The sequence below is a fragment of the Winogradskyella sp. genome (genome assembly GCF_013213835.1).
Classification (GTDB): Bacteria; Bacteroidota; Bacteroidia; order Flavobacteriales; family Flavobacteriaceae; genus Winogradskyella.
Window position 1 is genome coordinate 244,543 of record NZ_JABSSU010000005.1, and the last position, 12,905, is coordinate 257,447.

At 34.7% G+C, this 12,905-nt stretch carries 10 protein-coding genes and 1 tRNA gene; 8 read left to right on the plus strand and 3 right to left on the minus strand.

The annotated features are described in order from the left end of the window. Positions 1-28: 28 nt before the first annotated feature. From lptC to HRU50_RS09580, 3 genes are all read right to left on the minus strand, one after another. Positions 29-601, minus strand: a complete 573-nt coding sequence (gene lptC / locus HRU50_RS09570) for an LPS export ABC transporter periplasmic protein LptC (protein WP_296350611.1) — start codon at positions 599-601, stop codon at positions 29-31. Then, positions 601-1,962, minus strand: a complete 1,362-nt coding sequence (locus HRU50_RS09575; protein ID WP_296350612.1) for a hypothetical protein — start codon at positions 1,960-1,962, stop codon at positions 601-603. The genes lptC and HRU50_RS09575 overlap by 1 nt, the downstream gene beginning before the upstream one ends. 175 nt (positions 1,963-2,137) lie before the next feature. Further along, positions 2,138-2,872 (minus strand): type III pantothenate kinase, encoded by a 735-nt coding sequence (locus HRU50_RS09580; protein ID WP_296350613.1) that lies wholly within the window; start codon positions 2,870-2,872, stop codon positions 2,138-2,140. A 102-nt stretch (positions 2,873-2,974) separates the two neighbouring features. Between HRU50_RS09580 and HRU50_RS09585 the strand changes: the two genes are divergently transcribed. The 8 genes from HRU50_RS09585 (at position 2,975) to ilvB (ending at position 12,833) form a co-directional block, all read left to right on the plus strand. After that, positions 2,975-3,050: transfer RNA gene (locus tag HRU50_RS09585), tRNA-Phe, on the plus strand. A 224-nt stretch (positions 3,051-3,274) separates the two neighbouring features. Continuing rightward, positions 3,275-3,634: a hypothetical protein gene (locus HRU50_RS09590; protein ID WP_296350614.1), complete on the plus strand. Its 360-nt coding sequence runs from the start codon at positions 3,275-3,277 to the stop codon at positions 3,632-3,634. A gap of 10 nt (positions 3,635-3,644) precedes the next feature. Then, positions 3,645-4,883, plus strand: coding sequence for a HAMP domain-containing sensor histidine kinase (locus HRU50_RS09595; RefSeq protein ID WP_296350616.1), 1,239 nt, complete (start codon positions 3,645-3,647; stop codon positions 4,881-4,883). Between the two features lie 2 nt (positions 4,884-4,885). Continuing rightward, on the plus strand, positions 4,886-6,454 hold the full coding sequence (locus tag HRU50_RS09600) for a hybrid sensor histidine kinase/response regulator (protein ID WP_296350618.1): 1,569 nt from the start codon (positions 4,886-4,888) through the stop codon (positions 6,452-6,454). Continuing rightward, a complete protein-coding gene (locus HRU50_RS09605; protein ID WP_296350620.1) occupies positions 6,455-7,555 on the plus strand; it encodes an AMP-binding protein in 1,101 nt (366 codons plus the stop codon). It abuts the gene before it with no gap. Beyond that, positions 7,555-9,117, plus strand: a complete 1,563-nt coding sequence (locus HRU50_RS09610) for a histidine ammonia-lyase (RefSeq protein ID WP_296350622.1) — start codon at positions 7,555-7,557, stop codon at positions 9,115-9,117. Before HRU50_RS09605 ends, HRU50_RS09610 begins: the two co-directional genes overlap by 1 nt. 254 nt (positions 9,118-9,371) lie before the next feature. Next, positions 9,372-11,051, plus strand: a complete 1,680-nt coding sequence (gene ilvD / locus HRU50_RS09615; RefSeq protein ID WP_296350625.1) for a dihydroxy-acid dehydratase — start codon at positions 9,372-9,374, stop codon at positions 11,049-11,051. A 45-nt stretch (positions 11,052-11,096) separates the two neighbouring features. After that, entirely contained in the window at positions 11,097-12,833 is a 1,737-nt protein-coding gene (gene ilvB / locus HRU50_RS09620; protein ID WP_296350627.1) for a biosynthetic-type acetolactate synthase large subunit, read from the plus strand. Positions 12,834-12,905 lie beyond the last annotated feature (72 nt).

Below are 12,905 nucleotides of genomic sequence, written 5' to 3' on the forward strand. Positions count from 1 at the left end.
ATCTAATCGTTATAAGAAACAAAGGTAATTAATTATCAAATTCAAAATCGCCTCCCATTTCTAACATCTGAAAGTTTTTAAAATCTTTGTCAGCATCAAAACCAACACCATGCTTGGTACCTGCAGCATCTTTATATAACCAAGGCTTATTGGTAAAAACCCATTCTAATTTTTCGTTATAATATAATTGCTCTGTAAACAAGGAGTCTTTTTGGTGTGTTGCAATAACCACATTACCTCTTAAATCAATGATATTGGTATCATCATAGAAAATAGCATAATCTGAAGTTATTGTTGTCAACTTTCCTTCTCTATCGTATGTCTTAAGCATAATACCTTCTGGAAATTCAGAAAAAGAAAAATCTCTGTTAGAATAATCTAACATTTTTGGACTTAATAGGTTTGCCAATAAGTGAGTTACAGTATCATTCTCTTGGAGTTCGGTATACTTTAAATCAATATTTTCTGCCTCACCAACAGGCTGATTCTGCAATACACCAATTTTCTGTACATCACTAAAATTGTTCTCACAAGAAAAAAACAAAGTCACAGCGATTACTGTGACTAAGTTCTTTATAATATGTGTTTTATTTATAACCATTAAAGTTTCGGAACTGTTATAGTTCTTTGAATCCAACATCCAACCTCAACCTTTTTTCTATCAGGGTTATTGAATATATCTGATTTTGTAGGTGCACTAGCTCTATAACTTCTAGCAGACTTCGCAGCCGCCGACTTTAATCTACCATCTACTCTACCTGCCTTTTCAGCAGTATCAGCAGCTAACCAAAATACAGCTCTCTTACTAAAGTTATCAGTACCACAGTTATTTGCACTCTTAGCATACATTGTCGCTATTGCTAAGTATGGTGAACCATCTGATGGATTTAATTTTAAAGCTTCCATGTAGTACTGTCTAGCTCTACCAAAACTTCCTTTCTTTTTAAGATCTTGTGCTAACTTCTTATAAAGTTTCGCCTTTTTTAATGGGTCACTTTCTAAAACTAATGACTCATCTAAATATTTCTTGTCATCTGTTAATAGATATAAATAGTATGCCGTATCTGCTGTAGGCTCTAAGCTGTACTTTTGCTTAACTAATTTTAAGAATAACGGATCTTCTTTACATCCTTTAGCATACATTCTATTCATAGCTCTTTGTAACCAAACACCATCATTCTTCTTGTCTTCAAAACTCTTTTGGTATAACGGCACTAAAACCTCACAATTTGCCCTGTCACCAAGTTTTTTATCCATACTTGGAACGATCTTTTCTTCAAAATTTGAAATTTTCTTTTGATAACTAGCTCTTAACTTTCCTTCTCTTTTTGTTAATGTAGCACCAGACTCTTCCTTAGCAGCAAGTTTGTTTAATTTAAGGGTAAGACCCGCTATGATTGACTCAATTAATTCATTAACGTCATCATATTTATCAAACATATCTTGTGCTGGCATCTTGCCTTCGTCGTATAAGTCTACCGCTAAAGAAAAATATGTGTATAATGCTTTAGAATTTGTAAAGTTTGCTTTATCCTTTGTAAAAGCCGCATCAAACATATTATATAATTCTTGCTTAGATTTACCTAGTTCTTTTTTATACTTATATGCAAGATTTGCTTTATCCTCTAACACCTCACCTAACTCATATTTAGAAGCAAAATGCTCTCTACTTTGATCATGAAGCAGCATTAAATCATTGATAAAAGCTATTTGATCTGCACCAGTAGAATTCTTAATCTTATCCTTTAAAATTTTTTCTCCGTGTACATAAATGGCTCTGTTAAACTTTGGACATTTATTTCTTACAATCATCCAAGGCCCATAAGCATCATCGTACTTCTTACTTTTTACATAGCTATCAAAAAGTGATAAATTATTCATACACTCCTCATCTTGCTGAGCAAAACCAAAGTTAAAGCTCATAAAAAGTGTTAATAGCATTACTGTAATTCTCGTCTTCATTTTAATTATAATTGTTAGTTATACTTTATTTTATTTAACTAATCTAGGTTTCAAAATATTTTCATGTAGTCACCTACACAGATATCTTCAGATTATGTTACGGTTAATTATTCATGTTTTTGAATAACCACTATTGTGCAACCAAAAGATATGCCAAACTTTTAAAGATGTGTTTTTATTTATTGCTAGAATTAAATTCAAGAATAAAATTTAAACCCTCTAAAAGAAAATTTGCGTTGGCAAATATGCTATTTTTTAATTGGTTTCCCAAAAATTCAGTGTCACCTCCAGTTAAAATAATCTTTAAATCTGGGTATTTTAACAAATAATTATCTATTACGCCATCTAATTCTTTGGTTACTCCCATAACAACACCTGAGTGAATCGATGATTCCGTTGAATTACCTGTAATATTTTCTGGTATTGACTTTTCTAATAAAGGAAGATTTGCAGTGAAATCATTTAGTGATTTGTAACGTAATCGAATTCCAGGTGAAATTGCACCACCTAAATATTCATTTTTGTTGGTTATAAAATCATATGTTATACACGTCCCTGCGTCTATGATCAATACATCATGATTAGGAAATTGATTTACTGAAGCGCTAACCAAAGCTATTCTATCTACCCCAAGTGTTTTAGGTGTACTATAAGAGTTAATAAAAGGTAATTCTATTTGATGATTTAGTAATAAAACATCAATATCTTTTTGAAGTAATCTGAGATGATCATCAGGCAATTTACCTACAGAAGAAACGATTGCTGATTTTAATTTTGGAAATCTTTTTTTTAAGTGTTGGTATTGTTCTTTAAAGTGAGAAAGCTCAAAACTTTGTTTAAAATTCAATCTATTTTGACTAAAAACGGCAAATTTCACAAAAGTATTTCCAACATCAACTATAAGATTCATAAGGAATTAATGAATTGCAAATTTATAAAATCAAATTTTACAATTTTATTTTTGCGAATAATAAAAATGAATATATATTTGCATCCGCTTATTTAAGCAACTGGTGCCTTAGCTCAGTTGGTAGAGCAAAGGACTGAAAATCCTTGTGTCCCTGGTTCGATTCCTGGAGGCACCACCATAAAAAATCCGGTTCAATTGAATCGGATTTTTTGGTTTTAGACATTTATACTCCATATAAAGTTTTAGTCTATACAGAAAACACACTACCTTGGTCATCATGCAAAAAACCTCAACAGGACTAGGAAATTAACCTATGATAAATTCTAACTCGACAGCGACTAATTATCAATTTTTTTAACAATTTTTCGTAATTTTAGTTTTAAATAACTAAATCAATTAACTATGACGTTCTCTAGTAAAGAAGCTTTTAGCACTCGTGAATCAATGAATCAAGACGCAATGGATGACTTAAATTTTGGTGTTATTAGAATGGATCGTAACGCTAACATTAAAGCCTATAACAAATACGAATTAAATCTCTCGGGAAATCAGCGTGAGGAAGTTTTGGGAAAAGATTTTTTTAAACAGATTGCACCATGCACAAACAACTTTATGGTTGCAGAAAAATACCTGTTAGATGATATTATTGATGAAGAAATAGATTATATTTTCACCTATCGTATGGCACCAACCAAAGTGAAATTGCGATTGCTTTCTAACCCTAATGAGAACCATCAATATCTCCTCGTTCAAAAGTCTTGATTTGTAGCCCATGCGTAGTGAAGCAGAAAAAGAAATTCATTCTTTAATCGGGTTTTTAAACCAATGTCCATTTGCAATTATTAAAGCAGATAGTGATGGGCAAATTGTTATGCAAAACGCCGCCGCCAGTCAGATCCTTATACCGTTTTGTCTTAGTAAGGGTTGTTCAACCTCTGATATTTATGCTATTATAAACGAAATGCATCCAGATTGGTTAGACCGTATTAAATCTTTTGATGCAGATTTTGGGAATATCATCGAAAATGAAAGAGTAGGTATTGCTTTTTCTAATCGGGAGGCAGATTTACATCTCGCTTTTTCGGTAATTAAAATTGATGAAAATACGTTTCAATACGCATTCAACGACATAAGCGCACGAGTTAAAATTGAAGAAGAACTAAACGCTCTTGCAGAATCTAAAGCGCTTGAAGCAGGTAAGCTTGAGATGGCAACGGGTGTTTTACACGATATCGGAAACGCAGTAACATCTTTTGGAACAGATGTAGCGCGACTACAAAATAAAGTTGAAGGCAAAGAAAAAGACGAACTCAAAAAACTTGAAACGTTATTTAGCAAGCAAGAAGCTGCATTTGACAAGGCCTTAGGGACTGGCAAAGGTACTGCATTAAAAAAATTCATTAATGTACTTCAGCAGAGTCTTGCACATCGTGAGACTGATGTAGCAACAATAATAAAGAAACTATATCAAACAACTAGCCATATTCAAGACATCCTTAATATTCAACGCAACTACGTAAAGGGCAAAGTTAAAGGCGAAAGAGCAAAGTTTAAGCTAAGTTCTATTATTGATGACGCATTAGCCATACAGGAAAGAGGACTTCTAAAAAGAGATGTCTTAATAACAAAGGATATTCCTTTAAACAACCCATTAATTAGCGGTGATAAAACAAAGCTTATTCAAGTTCTTATCAATGCTTTTAAAAATAGTGCAGAAGCTTTTGATGAAGTTAAAGAAACAAGAGAGAAAACTTTACATATAGATTTAAGCATAGATAAAGCCTCTAATATGGTCATACTTAGTATTGAAGACAACGCTATAGGTTTTGAACCCAGCTTATCTGACAAATTATTAGAAAAAGGAAATACTTTTAAAAAGACTGGAACTGGATTTGGACTTTACAATTGCAAACAAATTATAGAAACCCATCAAGGTGAAATTAGTATTACTAGCAATGGCCCTAATCAAGGCGCAAAATTTACAATTAAAATACCTTACACAAACCAATGACAATGAAGATAAAAAGTAGATTATTAATAATTGACGACGAAGAAATTGTAAGAGATAGTATAAGAGAAATCTTAACCCCTGAAGAAGAAGACAATTTTTCCTTAGATCTTGGCGAAGCTTCAGCTGATCTTTTTGGCGACACACAAGAGGTTATCGAAAGAAATCCTAGAAGTTTACACCCACATTTTGACATTGTCGAAGCTAAAAATGGTGAGGAAGGTTTGCAACGCGTTAAAGAAAGTCTTGAGGCTAACGAACCGTTTAATGTTATTTTTATTGATATGCGAATGCCCGGCTGGGATGGCTTAACTACTTGTGTAGAAATACGTAAAATTGACCCGAAAGCACAAATTTCTTTTATCACTGCATTTACTGACCGTAGTATTGATGAAATCATAAAATTAGCTGGTGGAGATGTGGGTTACTTAAGCAAACCCTTTATTCCAGAAGAAATATTACAATTAGCAACAAAAAGTCTTTACGATTGGGCGAGATTAACCAATTTAGAAAAATTGCTAGAAATTATTGGTGAAATTGGTCTTGGTACAACACAACTAAAAACGCTTCTAACTAATATTTTACATCAAATTGCAGATTATATAGGTTCTGACTATGCTGTTTTAGGTAAATTAGAAGCAGATGGTTTCGAAGAGATTTCTGTTATGGGCATTGGCAAAGAACGTATTAAGATAGACGTTCTTTCAGAAAAAATAGATTTAAAGGCAATACACGATATTCAATATACTGAAGGTCTATTAGTTTGCCCTCTCGAGCAATACTATATTCTGGCCGTACCTTCTAAGCCCGAACTATTCAACCAAGAAAAAATCTATTTATTACGACTATTTGTTGAAAATGCAGTGAGAGCTATCCACAATTCTGAATTAAACGAAGAACTATTAAAACGAGAGAAGCTTTCTGCAGTTGGACAAGCGATAAGTATGGTAATGCATGATATTAGAAACCCCATAGCTCACCTCACTAACATAGGGCAGTTAATTCAAATGAACCCTGGCGATAGTAGTCAAAATGAGACAATGGCTCAATTGATCCTAAAATCTACCGACAATGCACTAAATATAATTACAGATGTCTTAGATTTTACTAAGAATGCATCAATCCATAAAAAGGAAATAACCCTTAAAAATTGGTTAGATGAAATTATAAGTCGTCTTAAAGGACGTGACGGTTTTGAAACTGTAGATATCAATATCACAGGCATGCAAGATGCTACAATAGAATTAGATCCTAAGAAAATGGATCGGGTTATTATTAACCTGGTTAATAATTCTGTTGAGGCATTAGTAGATAACAAAACAGAAGCGCCAAGAGTTGAGATAAATATTTCTGAAGATGATGCCAACCTTATTCTTAAAATCCGAGACAATGGCCCAGGTATTCCTGAAGAAATAAAAGCTAAATTATTTGAAGCATTCGTAACTAAAAACAAAGTTGATGGCACTGGCTTAGGCTTAGCTATTGTAAAACAGATCATAGACGCCCATAAAGGCTTTATTAAATTAAATGATCCTGAATTGGGAGCTGAGTTTGAAATTGGTTTACCAAAATAAATGAATGAAATTCTAGATTTAGAAAGATTAAAAGTACTCATTAACGAAATTTTCTGGGAAACCGTTCCAAGTTGCAGAAACATTCCTTTTGAAGGAGATTTAAGAAAGCACTTAAATATAGACTCTTTAGACGCTCTAGATTTAGCCTCAGAATTTCATTTTAGGTTCGATATGCTCTCTGAATCTAAAGAACAGTATTTACTACAGTATGATACTGCCGAAGATTGGTTAAATCAAATTTATATTTCTGCCAATAACCCCGAAAAAAGATTTGGTTTCTTTTCTTCCGGCTCAACAGGACAACCAACACAGGTTTGGCACGATAAGCAGCAACTCATTGAAGAGCGTGACTTTTGGCTTCAAATTACCAAAGCAAAAGGCGTTATCTGTTTAGTGCCTGTGAGACATATCTACGGTTTTATTTGGGGATTAATGTTAGGTACTAAATTAGAACGGTCCAAATTTTTAAATATGAAGGACTGGCACAAAACGTCTGAATACTCAAATGATGATGATCTTATTATTGGTCATCCTACCGCTTGGAAACATATCAATTTAACATTTTCACATAAATACGCGGTGAGCTCAACCGCACCAATTGGTAAATCATTAATTGAAGAACTCAAGCTCGACAATATTAAGGGTTTAAATATTTATGGTAGTACGGAAACTGGAGCTATCGGCTATCAATACTGGGATAATGATTATTTTAAATTATTACCATATTGGCAAACAGAAAGTGACAAACTAACTAGAGATAACTTTACCTTTGAAATTCCTGACCACATAGAATGGCTCAGCTCAAGTACATTCCAATTAAATGGAAGAAAAGACAAGCTTATTCAAATAGGAGGTGAAAATGTTTCTCTTATTGAAGTCGAAGCAAATCTCAAAAAAATCTCTGGAGTTAAAAATGTTTGGGTGAAACCGTATCATAGTCATTGGGGAATTAGATTATTTAGCTATTTTCAATTACAACCAGAACAAAAAATAAATACCTTTGAAGACAAGCTTATTGAACATTTAAAGAGCTTACCATCAAAACTTAAACCACGTAAATGGGAATTTAGCTACGACCCATTTGATAAATTGAATATATAATGTCACAAAAAGCATCTGACATTCCGTTTTCTAAATCTTGGTCTATCGAAAATTTTATTGCTATTGGTCGTAAGCAAATTATGCCTTCAATCTCAAACTCAGATTTTGAAAAGATTAACCAATCTCACCACACCTTAAAGAACCTCATAAAACAAGACAAATGGATTTATGGTGTAAGTAGCGGTTTTGGACCGTTAGCTTCAGAAGACGCTTCCAAGAACTCAGAAAGACAACAACGCTTAATTTATCATCTTGCAACTGGTGTAGGACCAAAACTAGATTTAGAAATTGTACGCATGATATTCGCCTTGCGCCTTAAACAACTTGCCCAAGGTTATTCGGGAATAAACCCTGAAAGTTTCAAAATTCTTTTTAATTCCTTTAATGCAGACTTATTACCTAAAATTCCTTCATTAGGTTCTGTTGGGGCAAGTGGTGATCTTACACCATTAGCACATTTAGCTTTAGGATTAGCAGGAGAAAGTGATTTCTACCTTAACGGTAAAAAACACTCAGCATCAGATTTTAAAAAAATAAACACTGTACAAAAAATTAAATGGTCAGATAAAGATGCTTTAGCCTTTGTAAACGGTACAGCCGCCATGACATCTATTGCGACCAAAAACTTTTACGAAACAGTCACTCTATTTCGATTAAGCACGCAACTTGCCTTTAGCTATGGTGAATGTCTAGGTGCTTACACTGAAGCTTGGCATCCAAAACTAGCAGAGTTACATCCACAAAAAGGGCATTTAGAACTTTCAGAATGGTTGTATAATAAAAGTGAAAAAGGTTGGTTTCAGAATAATCAATCTCTACAATCTGCATTCAAAACCAAATGGCCACAAGACCAATATTCTATCCGTTGTATTCCTCAACTTTTAGAAGCAGTTAGGGATCAATTAAAGCAGATTGAAGATTGCCTTACAATTGAAATTAATAGTATAAGCGACAATCCAAATTTCTATTCAGAAAATCAAGAAGTACTTCATGGTGGTAATTTTAACGGACAGCATTTATCATTTACTTCAGACCAATTAAATCTTCAAATCACCTATCTAGGCATTTATGCCGAAAAACGCATCAGCACCTTGTGCGATCCTAAATTAAATATAGGCTTACCACCATTTTTAAAATCTGGTACTACTGGTGAAAACAGTGGATTCATGGGCGCTCAAGTTACGGCTACAGCACTCTGCGCAGAATTAAAGAGTTTATATCGACCATTAAGCCTAGAGACACAGAGCACCAATGGACAAAACCAAGACATGGTGAGCATGGGAACTTCATCAACCAATAGAGGCCAAAAATTGCTCTCTATCCTTAAATCTTTAATCAGTATTGAATGCATGGTAAATATTGAAGCCTTAAGACTTCGTAAAGAGCAACTACAACGAAATGCTTCAAATCAAAATGAAGCCTGGCTAGAATATTTCAGCCCTTATTTTCCACAATTAACTGAAGATCGTCCACTAAGTAAAGAGATAGAATACCTTTCAAACAATATCATCACTATTTGCGAAACGTTCAAAGAATTGCCATTAAAGCAGAAAAGTCATTAAATCACATTTCTTTAACAAAGACCTTTCATTTAAAAGCTATATGACTGCAATTTTTCAATAAAAAAAATCTGCTTGAACATCATACAGAAAATAGTCTTAAGTATTGTTTTTTAGATATTTAAGTCAGATTTAAATTCAATGACTTTAAGCTGTAATCTACACAACAATTACCAATAGAAAACTAATCGTCTAACTTAGATTTTTAATCATTATCACATTTTTAAGAAAAAGATTGAATAGTTGACTAGAAAATAATGAAAAACCTAAATAAATATAGCAAAACTGTCACACAAGACCCAACACAACCTGCAGCACAAGCAATGCTTCACGGTATTGGATTAACACGTGAAGATTTTGAAAAACCCATTGTAGGAATCGCAAGTACCGGATACGAAGGGAACCCTTGTAACATGCACCTCAACGATTTAGCTAAACTTGTAAAAGACGGCACAAAAAATGAAGATGTAATAGGCTTAATTTTCAACACTATTGGTGTTAGTGACGGAATTTCAATGGGAACACCTGGAATGCGGTACTCACTACCATCTAGAGATGTTATTGCCGACTCAATGGAAACTGTTGTGCAAGCTATGAGTTATGATGGTCTAGTTACTGTTGTAGGTTGCGACAAAAATATGCCTGGTGCCTTAATGGCTATGATTCGTTTGAATCGTCCATCCATTTTAGTATACGGCGGCACAATAGATTCTGGTTGCCATAATGGTAAAAAACTAGATGTTGTTTCTGCTTTTGAAGCTTGGGGAAGCAAAGTTGCCGGAACCATGGAACAAGAAGAGTTTGAATGCATCGTTAAAAAAGCAATTCCTGGTGCAGGCGCTTGTGGTGGTATGTACACTGCAAACACTATGGCATCATCAATAGAAGCTTTAGGTATGGCACTACCTTTTAACTCATCAAATCCTGCGATGAGTCAAGCAAAGCAAGACGAAGCTGTAAAAGCGGGTGAAGCCATGCGTGTTTTGCTAGAAAAAGACATTAAACCTTCAGATATCATAACAAGGAAGTCTTTAGAAAACGCCATACGTCTAATTACAATTTTAGGTGGCTCAACCAATGCTGTTCTTCACTTTTTAGCTATTGCGAGAGCAGCAAATATCGATTTCACTTTAGAAGATTTTCAAAAAGTAAGTGATGACACACCATTTTTAGCAGACTTAAAACCTAGCGGTAAGTATCTAATGGAAGACGTACACAAAGTTGGTGGAATTCCGGCGGTGCTTAAATACCTTTTAAACAAAGGACTATTGTATGGTGATTGTTTAACCGTAACTGGTAAAACACTTGCAGAAAACCTTGCTGATGTAAAAGACCTAACTGAAGGGCAAGACGTTATTAAACCACTAGAACAACCTATAAAAACCACAGGACACCTTAGAATGCTTTACGGCAACCTTGCTACTGAAGGTAGTGTAGCAAAAATTACTGGTAAAGAAGGGTTAAAGTTTACAGGAAAAGCAAAAGTATTTGAAGGCGAATACGATGCTAATGACGGCATTAGAGAAGGTAAAGTAAAGAAAGGTGACGTTGTAGTTATTAGATACGAAGGCCCAAAAGGTGGCCCAGGAATGCCAGAAATGTTAAAACCAACAGCTGCAATAATGGGTGCTGGCTTAGGAAAAGATGTAGCGCTAATTACAGATGGACGTTTCTCTGGCGGAACACACGGTTTTGTTGTAGGACACATTACACCAGAAGCACAAGAAGGCGGAACAATAGCATTAGTTAAAGATGGCGATACAATCACTATTGATGCTGAAACCAACACAATTTCTCTAGAAGTGTCTGATGAAGAACTAAAAGAAAGAAAAGCAGAATGGCAAGCGCCAGATTTAAAAGTAAAACGTGGTGTACTTTACAAATACGCAAGATCTGTATCATCAGCATCTAAAGGCTGTGTAACGGACGAATTCTAAAGATGTCACTCTGAGCGCAGTCGAAGAGTCTTTAAAAGATAAAATATGAAAGAAACTCAAACTATAGAATCTACAAATAAGGTGACAAAAACTACAGAACGCATTACTGGTAGCCAAGCCATTGTAAGATGCCTCATTGAAGAAGGCGTAAAAGTACTTTACGGTTATCCTGGTGGTGCAATTATGCCAGTATATGATGAGCTATATAAATATCAAGATAAAATTCATCATGTCTTAACACGTCACGAGCAAGGTGCAACGCATGCTGCTCAAGGCTATGCAAGAATCTCAAACGGAGTTGGTGTTGCTATGGCGACTTCTGGTCCAGGCGCAACAAACCTCATTACAGGTATTGCAGACGCACAGATAGATTCTACACCAATGGTTTGTATTACAGGTCAAGTACCTTCTCAACTTCTGGGAAGCGATGCGTTTCAAGAAACAGATATCGTTGGTATTTCTACGCCAATCACTAAATGGAATCATCAAATTACAAAAGCTTCTGAAATCCCAGAAGTCATTGCTAAAGCATTTTATATTGCTAAAAGTGGTCGTCCAGGTCCAGTTTTGGTAGATATCACTAAAGATGCTCAATTTGAAGAATTCGATTTTTCCTATAAAAAATGTAAAGGTGTTCGCAGTTACAAAGCGGTTCCAAAAACAGACGCTTCTAAAATTGAAGAAGCTGCAAAACTAATTAATGCTGCTAAAAAACCATTAGTTGTTTGGGGACAAGGTGTGATTCTTGGTGAAGCTGAAGAAGAATTTAAAGCTGTAATTGAGAAAGCTGGTTTACCGGCTGCATGGACAATTCTTGGTGCTTCAGCAATACCTACTTCTCACCCATTAAACGTTGGTATGGTAGGTATGCACGGTAATTACGCACCAAATGTTTTAACCAACGAATGCGACGTATTAATAGCTATCGGAATGCGTTTTGATGACCGAGTAACTGGTAGTCTAAACACTTACGCCAAGCAAGCCAAAGTGATTCATTTTGAAATAGACCCAGCTGAAGTTGATAAAAATGTAAAGACTGATGTTGCGGTTTTAGGTGATGCCAAAGAAAGTCTATCACAATTATTGCCATTATTAAATGAAAACACACATGAAGATTGGCATCAAAAATTTAAAGATTTATATAAAATTGAATACGATAAAGTCATAAAAGATGACCTTCACCCAACAAAAGACGGTTTAACTATGGGTGAAGTTTTAAAAGAAATAAATACTTACACAAAAGGTGAAGCTGCAATTGTTACAGACGTTGGTCAACATCAAATGATTGCTTGTCGCTATGCGGAATTCAATACTTCTAAGAGCAATATTACTTCTGGTGGATTAGGAACTATGGGCTTTGGCTTACCAGCCGCAATTGGCGCAAAAATGGCTGCACCAGAACGCGAAGTGGTTTCAATTAGTGGTGATGGCGGCTATCAAATGACCATTCAAGAATTAGGCACTATTTTTCAACAAAGAGTTGCTGTAAAAGTCGTGGTACTTAACAATGATTTTCTTGGCATGGTAAGACAATGGCAACAACTATTTTTTGATAAGCGTTACGCTTCAACTGAAATGACTAATCCAGATTTTGTAACTATTGCCAAAGGGTATTACATCAATGCAAAACGGGTTACAAAACGCGAAGAATTAGCCGATGCAGTTAAGAAAATGATAGAAAGTAAAGAACCTTACTTCTTAGAAGTTTGTGTAGAAAAAGAAGATAATGTATTCCCGATGGTACCTTCTGGTGCTTCGGTATCAGACATAAGACTAGAATAAGTCCATAATGGACATTAAAAATATCGCATTGAGATGTCAAGCTAAGCAAGCCTGTGCTGAGCGTAGTCGAAG

Coding starts and splice junctions, on each gene's coding strand:
- lptC (WP_296350611.1), bottom strand. CDS start 601: ATGGTTATAAATAAAACACATATTATAAAGAACTTAGTCACAGTAATC.
- HRU50_RS09575 (WP_296350612.1), bottom strand. CDS start 1,962: ATGAAGACGAGAATTACAGTAATGCTATTAACACTTTTTATGAGCTTT.
- HRU50_RS09580 (WP_296350613.1), bottom strand. CDS start 2,872: ATGAATCTTATAGTTGATGTTGGAAATACTTTTGTGAAATTTGCCGTT.
- HRU50_RS09590 (WP_296350614.1), top strand. CDS start 3,275: ATGACGTTCTCTAGTAAAGAAGCTTTTAGCACTCGTGAATCAATGAAT.
- HRU50_RS09595 (WP_296350616.1), top strand. CDS start 3,645: ATGCGTAGTGAAGCAGAAAAAGAAATTCATTCTTTAATCGGGTTTTTA.
- HRU50_RS09600 (WP_296350618.1), top strand. CDS start 4,886: ATGAAGATAAAAAGTAGATTATTAATAATTGACGACGAAGAAATTGTA.
- HRU50_RS09605 (WP_296350620.1), top strand. CDS start 6,455: ATGAATGAAATTCTAGATTTAGAAAGATTAAAAGTACTCATTAACGAA.
- HRU50_RS09610 (WP_296350622.1), top strand. CDS start 7,555: ATGTCACAAAAAGCATCTGACATTCCGTTTTCTAAATCTTGGTCTATC.
- ilvD (WP_296350625.1), top strand. CDS start 9,372: ATGAAAAACCTAAATAAATATAGCAAAACTGTCACACAAGACCCAACA.
- ilvB (WP_296350627.1), top strand. CDS start 11,097: ATGAAAGAAACTCAAACTATAGAATCTACAAATAAGGTGACAAAAACT.